19 protein-coding genes are annotated in these 21,706 nt (G+C 44.3%); 12 read left to right on the top strand and 7 right to left on the bottom strand.

All coding sequences use genetic code 11. The features are described from left to right. Positions 1-16: 16 nt before the first annotated feature. The 4 genes from L2W36_RS07500 (at position 17) to L2W36_RS07485 (ending at position 6,243) form a co-directional block, all read left to right on the top strand. On the top strand, positions 17-1,054 hold the full coding sequence (locus L2W36_RS07500) for an HD-GYP domain-containing protein (RefSeq protein ID WP_031494127.1): 1,038 nt from the start codon (positions 17-19) through the stop codon (positions 1,052-1,054). Between the two features lie 37 nt (positions 1,055-1,091). Next, positions 1,092-4,700: an ATP-binding protein gene (locus tag L2W36_RS07495; protein WP_236109709.1), complete on the top strand. Its 3,609-nt coding sequence runs from the start codon at positions 1,092-1,094 to the stop codon at positions 4,698-4,700. A gap of 87 nt (positions 4,701-4,787) precedes the next feature. Next, positions 4,788-5,453, top strand: coding sequence for an HAD family hydrolase (locus L2W36_RS07490; protein ID WP_236109708.1), 666 nt, complete (start codon positions 4,788-4,790; stop codon positions 5,451-5,453). Between the two features lie 31 nt (positions 5,454-5,484). After that, a complete protein-coding gene (locus tag L2W36_RS07485) occupies positions 5,485-6,243 on the top strand; it encodes a DeoR/GlpR family transcriptional regulator (RefSeq protein WP_038222536.1) in 759 nt (252 codons plus the stop codon). 28 nt (positions 6,244-6,271) lie between these two features. On the opposite strand, the gene L2W36_RS07480 is transcribed toward L2W36_RS07485, so the two are convergent. Then, positions 6,272-7,522, bottom strand: coding sequence for a D-amino acid dehydrogenase (locus L2W36_RS07480; protein ID WP_236109707.1), 1,251 nt, complete (start codon positions 7,520-7,522; stop codon positions 6,272-6,274). Positions 7,523-7,627: 105 nt separating this feature from the next. On the opposite strand from L2W36_RS07480, the gene L2W36_RS07475 reads away from it, so the two are divergent. Then, positions 7,628-8,512: a LysR substrate-binding domain-containing protein gene (locus tag L2W36_RS07475; protein ID WP_236109706.1), complete on the top strand. Its 885-nt coding sequence runs from the start codon at positions 7,628-7,630 to the stop codon at positions 8,510-8,512. 51 nt (positions 8,513-8,563) lie between these two features. Here the strand turns inward: L2W36_RS07475 and L2W36_RS07470 are convergent, their stop codons facing one another. From L2W36_RS07470 to L2W36_RS07460, 3 genes are all read right to left on the bottom strand, one after another. After that, complete coding sequence (locus L2W36_RS07470) at positions 8,564-9,868, bottom strand: alpha/beta fold hydrolase (protein WP_236109705.1); 1,305 nt, start codon at positions 9,866-9,868, stop codon at positions 8,564-8,566. A gap of 164 nt (positions 9,869-10,032) precedes the next feature. After that, positions 10,033-10,497, bottom strand: a complete 465-nt coding sequence (locus tag L2W36_RS07465; RefSeq protein ID WP_236109704.1) for a hypothetical protein — start codon at positions 10,495-10,497, stop codon at positions 10,033-10,035. A gap of 125 nt (positions 10,498-10,622) precedes the next feature. Continuing rightward, positions 10,623-11,162 carry a helix-turn-helix domain-containing protein gene (locus L2W36_RS07460; RefSeq protein WP_236109703.1) on the bottom strand — a complete coding sequence of 180 codons (540 nt, stop codon included), beginning with the start codon at positions 11,160-11,162 and terminating at the stop codon, positions 10,623-10,625. Positions 11,163-11,260: 98 nt separating this feature from the next. Here L2W36_RS07460 and L2W36_RS07455 point away from each other — a divergent pair, with 98 nt between their 5' ends. Further along, positions 11,261-12,415: a benzoate/H(+) symporter BenE family transporter gene (locus L2W36_RS07455; protein ID WP_236109702.1), complete on the top strand. Its 1,155-nt coding sequence runs from the start codon at positions 11,261-11,263 to the stop codon at positions 12,413-12,415. Between the two features lie 59 nt (positions 12,416-12,474). Here the strand turns inward: L2W36_RS07455 and glpK are convergent, their stop codons facing one another. Then, on the bottom strand, positions 12,475-13,968 hold the full coding sequence (glpK, locus tag L2W36_RS07450; protein ID WP_236109701.1) for a glycerol kinase GlpK: 1,494 nt from the start codon (positions 13,966-13,968) through the stop codon (positions 12,475-12,477). 277 nt (positions 13,969-14,245) lie between these two features. On the opposite strand from glpK, the gene glpD reads away from it, so the two are divergent. Further along, on the top strand, positions 14,246-15,775 hold the full coding sequence (gene glpD, locus L2W36_RS07445) for a glycerol-3-phosphate dehydrogenase (protein ID WP_236109700.1): 1,530 nt from the start codon (positions 14,246-14,248) through the stop codon (positions 15,773-15,775). Between the two features lie 78 nt (positions 15,776-15,853). Here glpD and L2W36_RS07440 read toward each other — a convergent pair whose 3' ends face one another. Continuing rightward, complete coding sequence (locus tag L2W36_RS07440) at positions 15,854-16,729, bottom strand: DMT family transporter (protein ID WP_236109699.1); 876 nt, start codon at positions 16,727-16,729, stop codon at positions 15,854-15,856. A gap of 212 nt (positions 16,730-16,941) precedes the next feature. On the opposite strand from L2W36_RS07440, the gene L2W36_RS07435 reads away from it, so the two are divergent. The 5 genes from L2W36_RS07435 to L2W36_RS07415 all read left to right on the top strand — a co-directional run bounded on the left by L2W36_RS07435 (position 16,942) and on the right by L2W36_RS07415 (position 20,593). Continuing rightward, positions 16,942-17,271: an STAS domain-containing protein gene (locus tag L2W36_RS07435; RefSeq protein ID WP_006072285.1), complete on the top strand. Its 330-nt coding sequence runs from the start codon at positions 16,942-16,944 to the stop codon at positions 17,269-17,271. A 133-nt stretch (positions 17,272-17,404) separates the two neighbouring features. Beyond that, positions 17,405-18,946 (top strand): transcriptional regulator TyrR, encoded by a 1,542-nt coding sequence (gene tyrR / locus L2W36_RS07430; protein WP_038228270.1) that lies wholly within the window; start codon positions 17,405-17,407, stop codon positions 18,944-18,946. Further along, a complete protein-coding gene (gene rimJ / locus L2W36_RS07425) occupies positions 18,946-19,524 on the top strand; it encodes a ribosomal protein S5-alanine N-acetyltransferase (protein WP_006072288.1) in 579 nt (192 codons plus the stop codon). Before tyrR ends, rimJ begins: the two co-directional genes overlap by 1 nt. Further along, complete coding sequence (locus tag L2W36_RS07420; RefSeq protein WP_062460027.1) at positions 19,524-20,111, top strand: HD domain-containing protein; 588 nt, start codon at positions 19,524-19,526, stop codon at positions 20,109-20,111. Before rimJ ends, L2W36_RS07420 begins: the two co-directional genes overlap by 1 nt. Before the next feature lie 8 nt (positions 20,112-20,119). Next, positions 20,120-20,593 carry a DUF2947 domain-containing protein gene (locus L2W36_RS07415; RefSeq protein ID WP_006072292.1) on the top strand — a complete coding sequence of 158 codons (474 nt, stop codon included), beginning with the start codon at positions 20,120-20,122 and terminating at the stop codon, positions 20,591-20,593. A gap of 63 nt (positions 20,594-20,656) precedes the next feature. On the opposite strand, the gene L2W36_RS07410 is transcribed toward L2W36_RS07415, so the two are convergent. Then, on the bottom strand, positions 20,657-21,553 hold the full coding sequence (locus L2W36_RS07410; RefSeq protein WP_236109698.1) for a homocysteine S-methyltransferase family protein: 897 nt from the start codon (positions 21,551-21,553) through the stop codon (positions 20,657-20,659). Positions 21,554-21,706: the final 153 nt, after the last annotated feature.

Below are 21,706 nucleotides of genomic sequence, written 5' to 3'. Positions count from 1 at the left end.
CAGTGGTTGGACTGAGATGAGTAAGGTAGAGCAAAGTACAGAGCCGTTTACGGTGTTGGTCGTCGATGACACACCAGAAAACCTAGATGTACTGAACGGGATTCTAACAGATTCCTATAAAGTAAAGGTTGCGATTAGCGGCAGAATCGCCCTGAAAATTGCGCAAAAAGTCCCCAGGCCAGACATTGTTTTGCTTGATGTAATGATGCCAGAAATGGATGGCTATCAAGTGTGCGAGCAGCTCAAAGCAAATCCTTTAACCAGTGATATTCCTGTGATATTTGTGACGGCAAAAGGTGAAGTTTCTGATGAAACAAAAGGGTTTGAGCTTGGTGCTGTGGATTACATTATCAAACCCGTTAGTCCTCCTATCGTGAGAGCACGTGTTGCAACACATTTATCACTTCATCATCAAAAACGACAGCTTGAGAAGCTAGTTCAGAAACGCACCCAAGTCATCAAAGATACTCAAAGAGAAATTATTAGCTGTTTGGGAAGAGCGGCGGAATTTAAAGATAACGAAACCGGAATGCACGTTGTACGAATGAGTCATTACAGCCGAATGTTAGCGACGCACATTGGCGCTGATCCTAAATGGGTCGAGTTATTGTTTGAAGCGGCGCCTATGCACGATATTGGCAAAATTGGTATTGCTGATGATGTGTTGTTGAAGCCTGAAAAACTAGACGAACATGAATGGAAAGAGATGCAGCGGCATGTGGAATATGGTGTCGCAATTCTGGGTCCATACCGGTCACCATTGTTGGATTTAGCGAAAGAGATAGCTCAATGTCATCATGAAAAATGGGATGGTAGCGGTTATCCGTCAGGACTTTCTGGAGAGGATATTCCTCTTAGCGCCAGAATCGTTGCTATAGCTGACGTGTTTGATGCGTTAACTAGCGAGCGCCCTTACAAACAAGCATGGAAGACTGAGGATGCCTTCGAATACCTGCGCAAAGAATCAGGTTCTCATTTTCAGCCAGACTTAGTTGCGGCTTTTGTTGGTATGGAGCCTGAGATAGAACAAATCAAACGTGCATTTGCTGATTAATTTCGCTAGTCACTATTACAGGATGTAACCAACAAACATGAATTCTGAAAGCGTTAAACATTCCATCGTAACTTCAAACAAAATTGCAGCTGGCTTTCTCGTGGTGTTGGTACTGCTCCTCAGTGTCGGCTTAGCAGCGTGGTTCAGCCTAGACAAGTTGTTTCGTTCTGTCGATCGGTATGAAGGTGCGGGGCAGCTGCTTCTTACATTAGATAGAGCAAGACTGCATGAGCTTTCCTTTACCCGAGACTTATCGGAGAGAGAGTCGGAAGTCGCGCTTTCTCATATGACAGAAGCACTGAAACTGTCCGAAACGTTTCATTTAGAAAGGCATGAAGATAGTTCAGGGACCAAAGAACTAGTCAGTCAAATTACTCAATATCGAGCAGATTTTCAAAGATACGTGGCGTTGTCTTGGGAGTCAGTCGAAAAAAGAGAACAGATGGTTGAGGCGGCTCAACGAGCGAGTTCTATCGCCGATGCTCTTCATAGCTTACAGATAAAATATATTGAGAAAGATAAACGCTTGGTGGATAGCTTGCGCCAATCAATGAGTGATATTTCCCGGAACTCAACGGCCTCTTTCCAGCTCTCCGTTGCTGTTGAGTCAGCACGCAACCATGCGAAGGATTTTCTGGTATCAGGAAATTTAAAGGAATATCACCTTAGCAAAGGAGAATTGAAGAAAATATCGCGCTATTTGGATTTTTTGGAAGATCGAATCAAAGACACTCGTAGTCGGGAGTTATTGGTTGAGTTGGAGCAACTAGAACGCGCTTATTATGAGAATTTGACTGTGTTTCGAAGTGATAAGGTTAAGAAAGGAATTCGACTAGATGACCCCGCTTTGGCAGATTTAAGTCGTGTTGCGTTCGACCTAGCACAATCTGCGTTGGACCTACGGAATAACGAGACCTTGGTGTTTGAGCGAGCTCAGTCAAAAGTAGCGGCCATTCAAAATTTGATGGCTCGACGACTGGACCTATCGAAGAGTGTGACTGAATTAATACAAGAATTAGACAGTGCTAGGCAAACCGATAGAGATTTTTCGCTGGCCTTGTCTTCCGAAGCAAAAACCATTCATGCTCAAAATGTGGTGATGGTTTTAGAAAGGGGACTGCAAACCACCTCCATACTGCGTGGTTCATTAATAGAGTTAGATGAAAAAGTGCTGTTTGAGGAACTTGAACCGGCAATTAAAAATTACCTTGAGCGATTTGGAGAATTGCGAATAGTGTCGAGTCATATAGGTACTATCGCACAGCAGATGGTGGATTCCGCTATTGATATCGACGGTGCCATTCTGGATATAAGAAATCGCCGATTTAATGAGATGTCTGAAGCTAGGGGCCTTGCCAATATGACAACCTATGGCGGCATTTTGTTTGCTTTGGCCATTCTTCTTCTTGCTTATCTGATTCGAAAATCACAGCGTGAGCTTCATATCGTCACCGAAGAGTTGGAAGAAAGTAATATCCAAACTCAAAATGCAAGCCAGGCAAAATCCGACTTCTTGGCCAATATGAGTCATGAGATTCGCACACCGATGAATGCCATTATTGGTATGAGTCACCTTGCTTTAGAGACCAAACTTGATAACAAACAGCGTCATTACATCAGCAAGGTTAATAGCTCCGCTCAAGCCTTGTTAGGTATCATTAATGATATTCTTGATTTCTCGAAGATCGAAGCAGGAAAAGTGGAAATTGAATCAATTAATTTCTCTTTAGACAGTGTGTTGGAGGAGGTGATTAGCCTGATTGATGACAGTGCTAAACAGAAAAAGCTATCACTTATTATTGATGTCGCTTCGGATGTGCCCGACCAACTCATCGGCGACCCATTGCGAATTAAACAAGTGTTAACGAACTTGACTTCCAATGCTGTGAAATTTACTGAGACAGGTGAAGTACGCGTTAAGGTATCAACTGCGATGATGAGGGAGCGAGAGTGCAAAATTAATTTCGCGGTTAAAGATACGGGCATTGGAATGACTCGCGAGCAGATAGACTCACTGTTCCAGTCATTTTCTCAAGCAGACTCATCCACGACTCGCAAATATGGTGGGACGGGGTTGGGTCTTTCCATTACCAAAAATCTAGTTGAGCTGATGGGAGGTAAAGTCAGTGTTGAGAGTCGGTTAGGCGAAGGTGCTCGCTTTAGCTTTTCACTGGTGCTAGGTGTTTCAGAGAGTAACGCAACGGTGTTTTATCCAGCTCAGTTGCAGAGTCAGAAATTAGCACTGATAGATAGCTCGAAAGAATCAGAGCAAGTGGTACTAAGCCAGCTGGAAAGAATCCAATGCAAGGTGGACAGCTATCGCGACTTAGAGCAACTTGAGTCGGCGCTTAATCAGGGAAAAACTATTCCCAATGTTGTTCTTTATGGATGGCGAAATGAAGTGTCCGATAACATAGAAACGATCTTGTCCATGCGAGAACGTGCGCCCCAAGTCTTAACCGCAAAGCTGATCATTCTGTGCTCTGATTCTCGACAAGATATCATTGAAGCGTTAGAAGAGACTGATATTCAAGTCGCCAGTGTTTTGGAAAAGCCGTTTACTGCTTCTACATTGCACGATGCTTTGATTGCAGCTGCATTGAATGAGTCGCCACGTGTAGGCCATTATCGAAGCCATAGCGAAGAACTAAAGCGAGCACTAGCATCATTACAAGGCGCTAAAGTTCTATTGGTAGAAGATAATACGATCAATCAGGAGGTAGCAAGAGAGTTACTGCAATCGAAAGGACTTTCTGTTGATGTGGTGGAAAACGGACAAGAGGCCGTGACCTCCTTGCAATCGGAAATCTATGATGGAGTACTGATGGACTGTCAAATGCCCATCATGGACGGTTATGAAGCCACGAGGAATATTCGAAAAGAACTTGGTCTAGTTGAGCTTCCTGTAATAGCTATGACAGCTAGTGTGATGATCGATGATAAAGAAAAGGCGTTGGCCTGTGGAATGAATGATGTGATTGGTAAGCCGATTATTCTTGAAGAAATGTTCCAAGTGATGGCCAAATGGATTCAGCCAAGCAAACAGTCTTCAGTTGATCATCTCGACATTGAAAGACTGGCTGGATCTGAAATAGGCCTGCGCTTAGCTGGTGGTAATGAGGCACTGCATCAAAAACTCATTCAACGATTTATCGAACAATACTCCGGAATGAGAATAGGTACTTCAGAAGAACAGACCAGCGAAGCTACAATGTTTGAGGTTCATACTTTAAAAGGCGCTGCTGGCAACTTGGGGTTGGCTGATATTGCTGAAATTTGTGACCAAATAGAAAGACAGCTAAAGCAAGGAGGTTCGGTTGAACAAGAAGTTACAATGCTCAACACTCAACTTGAACGTACAGTTGAGAGCTTAATCCAAAACACTTTATCAATAAGTGTCCCTGAACCCCAAGAGTTCGAGATTCCATTTAGCGAACCGCAACTGCAGCGAATTAATGAGTTGATTGCTCTGTCAGAGGACTTTGATATGCAAGTATCAGAGTTATTGAGCGATGTTGATTATTTGTCTCAAGCCGGACTCGCGGAGGACGTAATTAATGATTTAAAAGTGGCGCTAGGACATTATGACTTTGAGAAGATGAGCGCTATCCTTCAAGCATACAAAGCGTCATTAGGTGGAAAATAAAAGGATAAGCTATTAAAGGGCTGCTCGACCTTTCTTAGTCGGGAATCTGCTATACTCGGCGTTTTTTGAAGGTAAGTAAGGTAGTTCATGAACTTTAAAGCAGCAGTTTTCGATATGGATGGATTGCTTCTCGATACAGAAAATGTCTGTAAAGGCATTTTTGAAGAGGCATGCCAAACGCTCGGTGTACCTTTCTTAGAGCAGAGCTATTTATCTATTATTGGATGCAATTCAAAGACCATTCATAGCAAACTCGGTGAGGCGTATCTGGATATTATTGATTACAAGGTAATTAATGATGAGTGGCGAAAAAGCTATGATTCGGTCGTGTTCCATCAAGCTATTCCGAAAAAGCATGGTGTAATTGAACTACTGGATTTCTTGAAATCAAAAAATATTCCTCTCGCTGTGGCGACATCGACTCACCGAAATGTCGCTGAAGCTAAACTGAAATTGGCAGGCTTAGATAAGTACTTCGACTGTTTAGCAACGGGTTGTGAGGTGACTAGAGGCAAGCCTGACCCAGAGATTTATCATTTGGCGGCGCAAAGACTTGGGGTTGAATCAGAGACATGTTTAGCATTTGAAGATTCGAACAACGGCGTCAAAGCTGCTGTTGCGGCCTCTATGCATACTTACCAAATTCCTGATCTCGTCTCGCCTTGCGAAGATGTGAAAGCTCTGAATGCGAAAACTAGAACTTCGTTATTTGAGGTATACCGTGAACTTTCAGATAGTTATACTATTAAGTAGATTTTAAAAGAACTCGAACTGGAGTGATGTTTTGAAGCAAACCCAACGCCACAGACAAATACTTGCCATGCTTTCAGAAAAGGGCTTTTTGAACACTGAAGAGTTCGTGGATGTGTTTGGCGTAAGCCCACAAACCATTCGCCGAGATTTAAATGATTTGGCGAAGCAAGGGCTTGTCACTCGTCATCACGGGGGCGCATCGCTTCACTCTAGTACTGAAAACGAAGCCTACTCTTCACGTAAAGTGCGGTATCAAGACGAAAAAAACCGCATTGCCAACGAACTGGTAAAGCGTATACCAAACTCATCCTCTTTGTTTATTGACATCGGCACGACAACAGAGGCGGTAGCGACGGCACTGCTTGAGCATAAAGATCTTAAGATTGTTACCAACAATATTAACGTTGCCAACATATTACGAGTCAAAGATGACTTCACAGTGATCGTTGCTGGTGGACAGATTCGTAATAAAGACGGCGGTATTATCGGAGAGGCGGCGAAAGAGTTCATCGAGCAGTTCCGACTCGATTACGGCATCATCGGTATCTCTGGTATACACGAAGATGGCAGTCTTCTCGATTTTGATTTTTCTGAAGTTCGTATTGCGCAAGCGATAATTGCTTGTTCAGGGCAAACTATACTTGCGGCAGATAGCACCAAAATTAACCGAGGTGCTATGGTCAATCTTGGTCATATTTCTCAAGTAGATGCATTTTACACTGACGCGATGCCCCCTCAAGAATTAGTAGATATTCTTGAACATAATGAGGTAGATTTGCAGGTGTGTTAAACGCACCTGCCGTACATTTTCGGTACTTCTACTGGTACCTCTCAACGCTCAGTTCTGCTAGTTCTAGACGACCATCTGAAGCCATTAACTCGGTTAGAATATCCGCCGAACCACATGCCATCGTCCAGCCTAAGGTGCCGTGCCCTGTATTGGTGTAAAGGTTTTTGATCGGTGTTTTGCCAATAATCGGTGTGCCATCTGGGGTCATAGGTCTAAATCCACTCCAGTATTCCGCTTGAGTAAGGTCCGCGCCCATAGGAAAGAGGTTGCTGACGACATGATTGAGTGTGGCAAGTCTCTTGTCAGGAAGTGTTGCATCAAACCCTGCGAGCTCCGCTGTTCCAGCGACGCGGATGCGCTCATCAAATCGAGTCACCGCGACTTTGTAGGTTTCGTCCATAATGGTAGAGGTAGGTGCTTGCTCATCATCGATCACCGGAAGTGTTAATGAATAGCCTTTTACCGGATAAATCGGTAGGTCAATACCAAGAGGCGCTAACAAAGATTTGGAGTAGCTTCCTAGTGAGACGACGAATCTATCACCTGTTATAGTGCCTTGTGACGTGTTAACCCCCCTGATGCACTGTTTATCAACCTCTAGTTCATTAATATTGGTATCAAATAGGAACTTGACACCTGCTTGCTCCGCCAAGGTTTGTAGTTGCTGGCAAAACAAATAGCAGTCACCGGTCTCATCATCCGGTAAATAAAGGCCGCCGACTAGTTTACCGTTCATATTTTCAAGTCCAGGCTCTTGTTGTAAGCACTGCTGTCTATCGAGTAGTTGAAACTGAGTACCACTTTCTCTGAGTAACGCCATATCTTTTTCTACAGAATTCAATTGCTCGTGTTTGCGAAAGATCTGCAGTGTGCCTTGCATGCGTCCTTGGTATTGCAGTTGGTATTGTTTATTAAGCTGGGCTAAACAGTCTCTACTGCGATTAGCAATGGTCAACATGCGAGCTTTATTGGTTTTGTAATGACTAAGTTGGCAATTCAACAACATTTGGCTCGCCCAGTGAATCAGTTCAGGGCTTAAGCTAGGCTTTATTTTTAACGGTGCGTGCTGCTCAAAAAGCCATTTGAGTGCTTTTGTGGGAATCCCTGGTGCTGCCCATGGAGAGGAGTAGCCGTAGGAAATTTGTCCCGCATTGGCGAAGCTTGTCTCTTCTGCAGCTCTGGATTGACGGTCGACGACAGTCACCTCAAAGCCAGCTTGAGACAGATACCATGCACTGGTTAATCCAATGACTCCACTTCCTAATACGACGACTTTCACATTCAACTCTCACATTTTTTTATTTTCAGTAACAATGAACGGTTTACATCTGATTAACAATCGATATAAATTGACAATAGATTTTAGTAAAACTAAAGGCTGGGTATGAAATCTGCTGTACTTCATGGTATCAATCTAATTTGTATCGTCGCGCGCCACACCAGTATTACCAGTGCGGCAAAGGAGCTGAATTTGACGGTCGGTGCGGTGAGTCAGCAACTACATCAGATTGAACAACGCTTAGGTTTTACTGTATTTGAACGCCATGCTCGGGGAATTCGGCTCACCGAATGTGGCAACAAACTGGTAGAAGCGGCGGGTCACCATCTATTGTCCATTGAAGAAGCGGTGTTTCAACTAACACGGGTGTCTGAGCGCAAACAGATACGATTAAAACTCACCCCGTCGTTTGCCTTTAAGTGGTTAGTACCTCGCTTGGAGGACTTCTATCGCCGTTATCCTGATGTTCAGATACACACGTTCGCTGAAGGCGCGCTCGTTGATAGTGACAGCCGCGATTTTGATGTTGCGATAGATTATGGACCGATTCCATATAAACGCTCCGATGCAGAATTACTGTTAGAAGAATCACTGATTCCGGTAATGAGTCATGACTACTGGCAGCGTTACCCAGATTTGGCAACTAGCAATAGAGCGTGGGAACAAGTGACACTATTGCATGATCTTATGCCGTGGGAAGGTGCACCTAAAGATTATGAATGGCTGTACTGGGCATCTCAACAGAGTCTGGATTTTGACACCAACCAAGGGCATTTCTTCAATCGTACAGATATGGCGATGTCGGCTGCCGAGGCCGGAGTTGGTATTGCTCTGGCTCGGACAGCCTTGCTAGGAGAAGAAGTCGCGCAAGGGAGGCTAGTTGCACCATTTGATAAGATGGCGGCGAATGCCGGATATTTCGTCATCACCCATACTGACAATCCTTATACGCGACTGTTTAAGAGTTGGCTGCAAGAACAAGTACAGTAAAGTGAGATAAAAGGCTCACCTCACCGTGCGCAGCTGAGGTGAACAAGAGCATTAAGCCTGTTGGCAATGATAAGTATGATTACCCATGGTAATCAGGTTGTTGAGAATGCGCTCACCATCCGCCCGCAGTCCATTGTGTTCGTATTCATTGGTAATCCAAGCTTTAGCATTAGGCATCAGTGCAAGGGTCTCGCGGCTGATATCCATTTCTACGAACATATCGTCGGCATAAACAGCGCAACTTACTGGAACTGAGTTATTGGCGAGTGTTTCGGCATCATACAGTTTGCCCCAGTCTGATTTCTCTGCCAGTAGATCTGCGGCTTCTTTCAGTGGTTTTAAGCACTCGTATTGTTCAAACATCCAAGGGAAGACCATTTCTCCAGTAAAGTAGAATTCGCTTTCTTCGCCAGAGTAATTGAACTCACTATGCTCTTGACGTACTCGATGTGCAGACCAATTCGAGCTAAAGCCTTGGCAATAAATGGATTCGTGAAGCAAGGCGTAGATAGGGTTAGTTTGAAAACCCTGTTGCATCAACATTTCATTAAGGAACTCATAACGCATAATAGTCTCACCGTTGACCTCAACCAGAGCGTTTTCTAAGTTGTAATAAGTCGGTAAGAAGGTATCACTCATACCAAAATTAATGCCAATCTGTTGAAATTGCTCAACGGTGAAACGCTGGCCATTAGGCAAGTAGACGTCATTATTCATTAGGTGATTGGCAATGTTCTTACAGAGCGCTTGTGCATGAGGGAACTGACGAAAGAATGCCTGATTTTTCTCTCTGGTACGCTTAAATGTCGCTTGATAGACGTCGTCTGGATGACGCGAAATTGATGGTACACCACCTGTGATAAATGAACGCGATAAGCTTTCTGGAAATAAAGAGAGGTAGGTTAATGAACAAAAACCACCAAAGCTTTGACCGAGAATTGCCCATTGCTTAACACCAAACTGTTTACGAATAGACTCTGCATCGCGAACAATATTGTCCGCTCTAAAATGGCTGAGGTAATCTGCTTGCTGCTGTGGTGTTTGACTTGCCAAGGTTTGATGGCTGATTACAGTGCTGTTTCCGGTACCTCTTTGGTCCAATAGAAGTACTTTGTAATCCTGTAAAGCGCGTTTTAACCAACCATTATTGCCATTCGGACGGGGTGAAGGGAACCCGGGACCTCCCTGAAAGTAGACTAGCCACGGCTTGTCTGCCGTGTCATCGACAAGAGTTACTTCTCGCGCAAAGACATTGATATTACCTTTATCTGGGTGTTGATAATCTAATGGAACAATAAAGTTGTGAGGGGTAAAACGTAAACCTGAGTCGATGAAAGAGGCGGTGTTGACTGTCATATTCGAACTTCCGTGATGAATAGGGAAACTGCTATTTCTGCAATGTCAGAAAATGAGGTAATCGCTATGCGAAGAAACAGCAGTGAAGTAGCACCGACGTTAACGTTTTTGTAATGAAAACGCTAGTGACAATCGAACAAATACAAAGTATGGACGCACAGGTATTAGTTTTCGGTACTTAAACGCGGTGATCGTTTATTTTTCAATCTCAGGCCATCGCGAATATTTAATCCCATAAGCGTTAAGTTGATAAAACCTGCGACAAACTCTATGCCTTGAATCCAATAAAAGGTGTGGTCAAATTGGCCCTTAGAGGCAAGGTTGTGAAGATAGATCGCACAAGGTAGCAGCACCAACATGCCATTCGCTGCAATAAATGGCATCCGCTTTTTCTTTGCTCCAAGTTCTCCCTTATTTGCTTCTGGCGCGAGCTTTGAACCAGTGATACCAGCGATTGCCATACAAGGGATCAAAACCCATACGGCAAAGAAAATAGCAGTTTTCACTGTAGTCACAGCTTGCTCACTGCCGAACAGCTCGACTAAAACGCTGCTGGTGAAGAATGACAAAATCAAAGCAAAAGCAATGATCGCTGCGGTTCGGTGAAGCATAGAGAGGGAAGTGCGCATAATAAAACCTCATAGAGTTGATTCATCCGTTTTGAACTTGGTTTACGTCGCAATAGTTGCAATTGCAACTATTGCGGCTGTTTTTAATCGTGTGCGGATTTATAGGTTATAGCTTGGGGATCTAATTACCTTGGATAGCAGACAATATTCTGAAACACCGCCCTCTCGGTTACGGCTTTATAACCGTGTGGCTGATCGCTATAAAAGCGTAAACTTTCACCCTGTGCGACAGCATGCCACCTATCTTCAAAAAAAACCTCGAGGTTGCCTTCCAACACAATGATATGCTCAATGACGCCTACGCTGTGAGGTGAAGACAGTTGGCAATGGTGCTGCGCGAGCGTAATTTCAAACATTTCCATGCTGGTGTCGCTGGTATAGGGAAATAGGGTATTGACCAGCATGTTTTCATCTTCTGGGAACGTCATTTCACTGTCACGTAGCACAGGGTCGTTTGCGAAGAACCCAGAAAAGGACGCCTCCAAACCACTAGAAATCTTCCATAGCGTCGAAATTGTAGGGCTTGATTCCCCCCTTTCTATCTGTCCCAGCATAGCTTTGGAGACGCCAGTTAGCTTGGCAGTTGCGTCTAAGCTCAATCCTTTGTGTTTTCTGATTTGCTTTAAGTGCGCCGCGATTTGCGATTTAAAAACGGTGTCGTTCATAGGGTTCTCTTATTGTGCGTTATAACGCACAGTGGTACTCTTAGGTTTGTGCGTTATCACGCACAAGAATAGCACTATTGATGAAATAAGGAACTAACATGAAAGGAATCTTTAGTTTGAGTCATGTCTCTGCGGGCTTTACTGCGGTATTAGTTGGCTATACCAGTTCTGTGGTCATCATCATTCAAGCTGCGACTCAATCTGGTGCAAGCCCAATTCAAATCGAAAGCTGGCTGTTGGTTCTAGGCGTAATGATGGGGCTAACCTCAATAGGTCTGTCATGGTTTTACAAAATGCCTATCCTCACCGCGTGGTCGACACCAGGGGCTGCGATGTTAGTTGTGTCAGCAGGGGAGTACCAGTTAAGTGAGGCGATAGGTGCGTTTGTGGTTTCTGGTTTAATGATTACCGTGACAGGGCTGATTGGTCCCCTTAGTGAAGCCTTAAAGCGAATTCCTTCATCACTTGGCACTGCAATGTTGGCGGCCATTCTGTTACCTTTCTGTCTTAAAGGCTTTGAACCACTTCAGACGTCACCAATCTTGTTTATCATCATGTTCCTGACGTATCTGCTGGCAAAGCACTTTGTTCCCAGGTATGCCATGCTGCTCCTTCTTTCGGTAGCATTAATCTGTGCATGGTTTGTTACGCCGCATGACGCTGTCGAGTTTCAAATAGCGATGGCTAAGCCTGTTTGGATGCCGGTAACTTTTGATGTATCCGCGTTACTCAATCTTGCGCTACCGCTTTATCTTATCACTATGATTTCTCAAAACTTGCCTGGTGTTGCGATGATGAAGAGTTATCAATATCAAACACCAGTGAAGTCGTCGTTAATTACCACTGGTGTTGCAAATATGATTTTCGCTCCTTTCGGTGGTTTTAGTGCTAACTTGGCAGCGATTTCAGCGGCTATCTGCATGAACGACTCAGTGGATGCCGACAAGAATCAGCGGTATAAAGCGGTAATATGGGCCGGTGTGTTTTATCTCGCTGCCGGTTTGTTCGCGACGTCTGTGGTTGCTCTTTTTATCGCACTGCCAGCTGATATTACCAGTATGTTAGCCAGTTTTGCCTTGTTGGGAACGCTATTGATGTGTTTACACTCGGCATTTATGACGGAAGAGTACCGAGAGGCGGCAATATTGACTGTCTTGATTACCCTTTCGGGCGTTAGCTTCTTAGGCATTAGCTCAACCTTACTTGGCTTGGCAGTAGGGTTGATTTATAGCCGCTTTACGCGTCGCACCTAATAAAAACCCGCACTCGTTTATTCGAATACGGGTTTAATAAGTTTATGAAGAACTATACCTTAGTGTGATTTAGTTCGCTTGATCGCGTCTAACCAACCAGCGTACAACGTTTCTCTTTCATTTCGCTCTATTTGCGGACTAAAGGTACGCTCGATTTCTTTCTTGTCAGCAAGCTCTTCTTGGTTTTGCCAAAAACCAACTGCGAGACCAGCTAGCATTGCCGCACCTAAAGCGGTTGATTCTCTGACAACCGGACGAACGACTTTGCTACCCATAATATCGGACTGGAACTGCATCAGGAAATCGTTAGCAACGGCGCCGCCGTCAACGCGAATTTGGCTTAGCTTGATACCTGAGTCCTCTTCCATGGCAAGTAAGACATCCCGACTTTGATAAGCGATGGACTCAAGAGCTGCGCGGATAATGTGGTTGCGGTTCGTGCCGCGTGTTAATCCCGTCAAAGTGCCACGTGCGTGTGGGTCCCAATAAGGCGCACCTAGACCAACAAATGCAGGTACAAGATACACGCCGTTGGAGTCATCGACTTTCTCTGCAAAGTACTGAGTATCTTGAGCATCTTGGATGAGTCCTAGCTCATCACGCAGCCATTGAATCGTTGCGCCACCCATGAACACACTACCTTCGAGCGCATAAGTGATCTCATTGCCAACTTTATATCCGATGGTAGTGAGCAAACCGTGTTTCGAAGCGATGGGCTTGTCGCCAGTGTTCATAAGTAAGAAACAGCCAGTGCCATAGGTGTTTTTGACCATGCCTTTCTTAAAGCACTGCTGACCAAATAGGGCGGCTTGTTGGTCTCCTGCGATACCACTGATAGGAATGTCTTCAGTCCCTCCGCCAATATGGGCGTAACCATAGACTTCGCTGCTCGATTTAACTTCAGGTAACATGGATTTTGGAATGTTGAAGATATCGAGTAGTTTCTCATCCCATTTTAGGGTATGGATATTGAACAGCATACTGCGTGATGCGTTACTTACGTCTGTAACGTGAGACTTACCGTGGGTCAGTTTCCAGATTAACCAAGTATCCACAGTACCGAATAGTAATTCGCCTTTCTCCGCGCGTTCTCGTGCACCTTCAACATTGTCGAGAATCCATGCAATCTTAGAACCAGAAAAATAAGCATCTACCACTAAACCTGTCGTGTCACGAATGTAGTCTTCATGGCCGTCGGCTTTTAACTTTTCACAAAAATCGGCCGTACGGCGGCACTGCCAGACAATAGCATTGTAGACAGGATGACCCGTCTCTTTTTCCCATACAATGGTGGTCTCACGCTGGTTGGTGATACCAATCGCAGCGACTTCTTCGTTAGCAATGTCAGACTGAGCTAATACTTCAGTAAGGGAAGAGCGCTGTGTGGCCCAGACTTCCATCGGGTCATGTTCTACCCAACCGGGCTTAGGATAAATTTGAGTGAATTCGCGCTGAGCAGCACTGATCGTATTCGCGTCATGATCAAAAATAATAGCTCGGGAGCTAGTCGTTCCTTGATCTAGTGCGACGACGACTTTCTTCTTACTTTCCATATCTTTCTCGTTATTTCTTTATGCTTTTTCGCTGTCATCGCGAAATGTTCGTTTCCGCACACTGTAGTGTTCGAAATGTCAAATATACATGAAATTAATGTTAATGAACTTTCCGGCGTATTGCAAAGGTTGAGTTCTCATTCCTTGATTTATCTTGGTTTAATGAAACTTTCGTGAAAGGTGTAAAAAATACTCGATCTTTTCGTTTATGATGATTATATTGTAGCTAAACGAACATAAACGCGCATTTGCGAATAAAGAGCTGGACGAGGAAACTATGAGTGTAACCAATAAAGTGTATGATTTAGTCGTAATAGGAGGCGGCATTAACGGCGTCGCAGTTGCAGCTGATGCAGCAGGGCGTGGCTTGAAAGTCGCACTTTATGAAATGAACGATTTGGCTTCGGCTACGTCTTCGGCAAGTAGTAAACTCATTCATGGTGGCTTACGTTATCTTGAGCATTATGAGTTTCGTTTAGTTTCGGAAGCTCTTGCAGAGCGTGAAGTCTTGCTCAAAAATGCACCGCACCTTGTTTCTCCACTTCGTTTCCAATTACCCCACCGACCTCATTTGCGTCCAGCTTGGATGATAAGAACTGGGTTGTTCCTATACGATAACTTGGGCAAGCGTGTTTCTTTGCCTTGTAGTCATAGTGTGAAGTTTAAGGGCGAGCAAAGTCCGCTATTACCAGAAATGAAAGTAGGCTTCGAATATTCGGATTGTGCCGTTGACGATGCGCGTTTGGTTGTCACTAATGCCAAGTTAGCTGAAGAGAAAGGTGCGGATATTTTCACTCGCTCAAAATGTGTTAAAGCCGAACGCTCTGGTGAAGCATGGCGTGTGGATATCGAGAACACGCTGACAGGTGAAGTGAATTCAATACAAACCAAAGCACTTGTAAATGCCGCAGGTCCTTGGGTTGACCGTTTCTTCGGCAGTCAATTGGCTATGCCATCGCCGAGAGGTATTCGTCTAGTAAAAGGAAGCCATATAGTGGTTCCTAAGATGTACGATGGTAATCATGCATTTATTCTGCAAAACGAAGATAAACGAATTGTGTTTGTGATTCCTTACATGGATAACTACTCAGTGGTAGGTACCACAGATGTAGAGTATCAAGGTGACCCAAGCAAAGTTAAAATTGATGATAACGAAATTGCTTACTTGTGCGATATCGTTAACCAACATTTTACGACTAAAATTTCACCTGAAGATGTGATTTCTGATTGGTCTGGTGTTCGTCCTCTATGTGATGATGAATCTGACGACCCGCAAGCAGTAACACGTGATTATACGATCGAGCTTGATGATCAAATGGACGATGCTCCGCTCTTATCTATTTTTGGTGGCAAGCTGACAACGTATCGCAAACTTGGTCAGGCAGCGGTGGATAAACTTGCTCCATTCTTCCCTCATATGGGGCAGGCTTGGACTCGTGAAGCAATTCTACCTGGTGGTAATTTCTCTAATCGTGATCATTTAGAGCAGCAGCTCGCTTCTCAGTACTCATGGCTAGACAGTGGCATTATAAAGCGATGGGTCAGAGCATACGGTACACGTATTAGTCAGTTCCTTGAAGGTAAATCTAGTGTTGATGAGCTGGGTACGGATTTTGGACACGGCCTGTATCAAGCAGAGGTTGATTACTTAGTGCAGCAAGAATGGGCTGTATCAGTAGACGATGTTCTTTGGAGGCGAAGCAAGCTCGGTTTAGAGTTTGAAGTGGAGCAAGTCGAACAACTTAGCGATTATCTCGGCGCATCACTTGCAAAAAAGAATGGTGTGAATCTTAAACGTGTTAGCTAGTCTTTTATAAGATTCACCATTGATCGCTCTAAACGAACAGCGCCCTTGAGTAAGGGCGCTGTTCCGTTATTGGTTAAGTCATTTGGCCTTTCGAAACGAAACCATCGAACTTAGGCGATAAAAAACTAATGAAGCAAGTAACAATAAACAGCCGAATACTTTGTTAATGGGCATCGGCTCGGAATAGATAAGCACACTTAGAATTAACGTCCACACTGGTTCTAGAAGCATCAATAGTGCTGCATTTGTCGGATTAGCTAGTTTCTGACCCGTTGTTTGCATTAAGTACCGCAAGCTAGTTGCAAGTAAAACGCTCAGTGCAAACCACTTCCAAGTGATCAACGAAATATGTTCAGGCCAAGTTTCGACACTGAGTGAAAGAATAATACCTATACAACCAGTTGAAAACAGCTGCAAGGTTGTCAGCAGCATAGGTGACAACTGTGCTGAATACTTGCTATTGAAGTTAAAGTGGAGCGCCAGTCCAACAGCGGACGCCAAAAACCAAAGCTGGCTAGGGTCGGTTTGCCAACTTCCTTTCCAAGACAACAGAAACAATCCTGCGGCCGCAATCGGAAGCGACAGCCAAAAAGCACGGATTGGTTTTGTTTTAAATAGTACCCAAGCGACTATTGGGACAAACAGCATCGACAGGCTCATGATGAATGCGCCTTCGCCTAAGGTATCACTGATAGAAATTGCATGAATCCAGCAAAAGATAGCGCTTCCTAAGAAACAACCTACACTCATAGCTCGAAGACAGTCTCCTAATGAGGCTGCTTTAAGCGCTCGCATACAGAATGGAAGTAAAATTAACGACGCAAAGATAAACCGCAAACCAATAAAGCCGAATGGCGGAAGACCCAGAATGGCTTCTTTCGAAAACACCCATCCAGCCCCTGCAAGCAATGTGGTAAAGACCAGAATAAATTCAGCGCGATATTTGACGTGCATAAAGTGGACTCTTTTTTTTGCTCATTCTGCGCTATTTTTGCCGGATAGACCATAGTAGAACCGAGCGGAATTATTGATATATCTGATAAATAGAATTACTAATTTGATGGTGATTGCCTTCACCCTTAACGTTTGCAGCAATACTTGGGATTAGTTTGAAAATGCTACTATATTCATATCTAGAGTAAGTAATATCCGAAAAGGAGAAAGTGATGTCGTTCATTGCCTATAGTAATGAAACTCACACCGTTATCGAAGTAGACGCTCCGCACTTTGATGCTAAAACTGTCCCGAGTTTTCGACAATGTATCGATGGTTTAGATGATTCATTAAATCGGTGCATGTTATTGGACTTAACCAGTGTGACGTTTATGGACAGCAGTGCGTTAGGAGCGCTGATGGCGCTGCGAAAAACCCATCAATGTGACACCATATGCCTTATCACTGAGAGTGTACCTGTTCTCCAATTGTTAAAAGTTACCAAAGTAGATCAGTTAGTTACCGTCTATCCTGACCTTGAACAAGCGATAACTGCGAACTAGTTATCACTTTGCTTGCATAACGTACAAAAATAAGTCAAATCGTAGGGCCAACATACTGTTTTTGTTGACGCGAAACCGCTTGTCATACACACTTACTGTCAACATTTCGTGACACTTTCTATAGGAAGATAAAGTGCGTTTAGAGGTTTTTTGCGAAGATAGACTGGGGCTCACGCGCGAGCTATTGGACATTCTTGCGTCCAATAGTATTGATTTGCGTGGCATTGAAATCGATATATCTGGGATTATCTACTTGAACTGTCCAGATATTGATTTCGAGACGTTTAGGGACTTAATGGCCGAAATTCGCCGAATTTCCGGGGTGAAAGACGTTCGAAAGATCCAGTTTATGCCTAGCGAACGACACAATACAGAACTCGTGTCACTGCTCACCAATTTACCTTATCCGGTATTGTCAATTGACCTTAAAGGGGCGATTGATATGGCTAACCATGCAGCTTTGAAATTACTTGCGAAAAGCGAAGAAGAAGCCATTGGTCAGTTAATCTCTCATCTATTACCAAGCTTTAACTTCACCAAGTGGATTGAAGGAGAGATCTCCCGACAGAAACAAGCCATTGTTATTGATGGTTTAGATTACACCATGGAAATCCTACCGGTTTACATTACTGGCGAGTCGAATGAAACTTTATTAGCCAGTGCGGTTATGAGTATCCACCCAACTACAACCTCAAGTGCGCCCGAGGTACTTGCCGACAGCAATTCGCTAGGGTTTGAGCACTTTGTTGGCGTATCGAACCGCCACAAGGCTCTGATGAGTCAAGCGAAAAAGCTAGCTATGTTAGACCAACCACTACTGATTGAAGGCGAAACGGGTACCGGTAAAGAAATGCTAGCGAAAGCTTGCCATAATCGTTCTAATCGTGCTTCTAATCCCTTTTTGGTACTGAGCTGCGCATCGATGCCTGATGATGTTGCAGAAACGGAACTGTTTGGTCACGCTCCTGGTTCATTTAATCATGAACATGGTCACAAAGGTATTTTCGAGCAAGCTAATGGCGGTACTGTGCTATTGGATGAAATCGGTGAAATGAGCCCTCACTTACAAATCAAATTGCTGCGTTTCTTACAAGATGGCACCTTTAGACGCGTAGGGGAAGAGCACGAAGTACACGTTGATGTGCGTATTATTGCATCGACTCGCTATAATCTGGCGGATCTGGCGGAGCAAGGTGCATTCCGAGAAGATCTCTATTACCGATTAAATGTTTTGACGCTTACTATTCCTCCCCTGCGCGAGAGAGCTAGTGATATCGCACCGCTATTGGATTTGTTTGTCGCAAAACATAGCAATAAGCTAGGCATCGCCAAGCCTGATATTGATGAGGAACTCGTGAAGTCTCTCAGCAACTATCCATGGCCAGGCAATATGCGTCAGCTAGACAATATGGTGTTGCGTGCGTTGACACAGGTAACGGGGTCAACATTGGAGCTAGAAGACTTTAATTTGCCTAAGTTGGAAAGTGTGAACTCCGGCTCTGTCAATCTAAACATCGATGGCTCTCTCGATGACATCATGAAGGACTATGAATCACGTGTACTTGAAAAACTCTATCAGTCCTTCCCATCAAGTCGTAAGTTAGCCAAGCGTCTTAATGTGTCACATACCTCCATTGCCAATAAGCTGCGTGATTACAATATCAGGAAGAATTAATGGAAGATCTTAGCTCGGCGGTGCAGCTGCACCGTCGCGAAGGGAATGTTCTAGTGAGAACGGCTAAGCCCTCTGATGCTTACACGATTGCTCAGTATTTTCGGGATAACAAGACCTTTCTCAAACCTTGGGAACCAAAACGAGATGCCGACTTTTATAAAGTCGACTCGTGGGCAGCCAAATTGGTGAAGTTAGAAGAGTTGCACCGTTTGGGGCTGGCGTATTACTGTTTAATTTTCGATGCAGAAACGAACCAGATGCAGGGGACGATCTCGTTTAGCAGCTTGATACGTTTTCCATTTCATTCGTGCAACCTCGGTTACTCTTTAGCAGAAAATGCACAAGGTCATGGCTATATGCGCCGTGCGTTGAAGTTAGCGATACCGTATATGTTTGATGTGCAAAACATGCATCGTATTGCTGCATCATATATGCCTAGAAATGTTCGTAGTGAAGCGGTATTAAACGCGATGGGCTTCACACGGGAAGGTTTTGCTAAAGACTATCTTTTAATCGATGATAAATGGGAAGATCACGTGTTAACGTCGTTGATTAACCCTAATTGGAAGCCATCCTAATGACTAGACTTGAGCAGCAACTCAACTTATTGATGGAACTTGATAAGTTAAAAGCCGTTTTGCGTCGAACTCGAGTTCGATGTGCGGATGGTCGTTTTGAAAATAGTGCCGAGCACAGTTGGCATGTCGCCATGATGGCGTTGTTGTTGCAAGAGCATGCTAACGAACCTGTCGATATTGCAAAAGTGGTCAAAATGCTTTTGTTACACGACATGGTTGAAATCGATGCTGGCGATACTTTTGTTTACGATACCGCCGCATATGAAACACAGCAGCAAACTGAACTTGAAGCCGCCAAGCGTTTGTTTGGTATGTTGCCCGATGACCAAGGAGAGGCATTATTTTCGGTTTGGCGCGAGTTTGAGGCAGCAGAATCGGCTGAGGCCAGATTTGCTAAGGCGTTAGATAGACTTATCCCGATGTTATTGAACTACCATAATGATGGTCAAAGCTGGATCGAAAACAATGTTAGCAAACAACAAGTGATGCAAGTGAACCAACGTATAGAAAAAGGTTCACAAGTGCTTTGGGATAAAGCAAAATTGCTGATAGAAGAAGCCACAGAAAATGGCTGGTTAAGAAATTAGGAGACTGAATGTCTTACACAACTTTGGATGAATACCAAAGAAAATGGATTTTTACTCATCAATCAATGCCTGTTCCTGAGCAAGATTGGCCACAGATTAAACCCATGACTCAAGCGCGTGCGGCGCAGTTTTGGAAAGAAAATATCAGCGCCCAAAGCCCAGATGCAGAACGTCTAAGCTCACAAGATTGGCCAATGAAAGACAGCAATTGGCAAGATGATGTTGATTGGATGGCTGCGTGGGAAGCAGATGAGAACGAGCTTCCTGAAGCCGTGAATCAGTTTATCGATTGGCAAGACGACGTCACAGTGTATTTCTGTTATGAGAAGTACAACGTGATTGAAACTAAATGGTCGGTGTTTAAAAAGTATTGGAAGAACTTCCTGTTTTACGATGATGGCCCTATCTTATTAGGCCGCCGCCGCTCGGAAGCGCTTTGGTTTTCGACTCAGGGAACCGTGCGATTAGGCCATCGCAAGTAAAGTGACTAAAAAGCCAGACAATTTATCGTCTGGCTTTTTCATATCTGTTTTATTAACTTGGCGTTATTTCACGCTTGCTTTCCACTTAGCCAACACTTCAATGTGTTCTGGCCCAATACCGCAACAACCTCCAATAATATTCGCCCCGTGCTGCTGCCACTTTTTAGCAAACAGCAAATACTCTTGTGGAGAGACTTCTCGTAACTCTTGTACTGCATCATTTGCTTTATGCCCAGACTGAATTGGCGTAAAGCTATTGGCGAATGCTCCCAAGCTAATTGAAGAGTGGTGACTTTCTAACACCTTTGCCGTTGCTGCTAAAGCTGCTTCAATAACTTCTGGAATAGAGCAGTTGAATAAGATGCCATCTGGGTTGTGTTTTAGCAGAGACTGCACCGCATCGACTACTGTTTCACCTGAGCGCAGCTTACCCAGTTGGCTAACATCATCTAACAAGGTGTACGCGTAATATTTAGGCTTTGTCGACTCAGCAAGTACCTGAGATACCACCTGTGCTTCTTCAATACTGGAGAGTGTTTCGACCAACCAAATATCGACATACACATCCTGAGCCTGCATTAAGTTTTGCCAAACCTGCGCCCCTCGCTCTGCCATGAACAGGTCTGGACGGTAAGAACCAAATGCCGGGGGCAGGGAGCCTGCGATAGTGACTGCGCGGTTACTGTGTGATACCGCATTTTTAGCCAGCTTCGCTGCCAAACCTGCAAGCTCTGTTCCTCGCTCATGATAGAGAACATCACCCAAATGGAAAGGTACACAGGCATAGCTGTTGGTCGTGATGATATCGGCACCCGAATCAATAAACTGCTGATGAGCCTGTTCTACAAAATGCGGCGCTTCTATTAAGGCTTGTGCGCTCCAGTAGGGTTGAGAAAATGGTGCGCCCATGCGCTTGAGTTCTCTTCCCATACCGCCATCTAGAATGGTGAGTGGATTCATTGTCTGGTTTCCTACAGCTAAACCGTTATGGTGTTATTTATATAAGTGTAATCACTGATGTGAGTAACAATAACAAATTGTTACCCAATTCACACTCCAAGAAACTTCATGATAAATATGCAAAAACTTTGATCCTACGCTAAGTAGCTCCAC

The sequence above is a fragment of the Vibrio sp. McD22-P3 genome, assembly GCF_021568915.1.
In the GTDB taxonomy this organism is placed as follows: domain Bacteria; phylum Pseudomonadota; class Gammaproteobacteria; order Enterobacterales; family Vibrionaceae; genus Vibrio; species Vibrio mediterranei.
The sequence above is the reverse complement of the archived record's forward strand: the minus strand, read 5'-3'. Positions and strand labels throughout refer to the sequence as shown.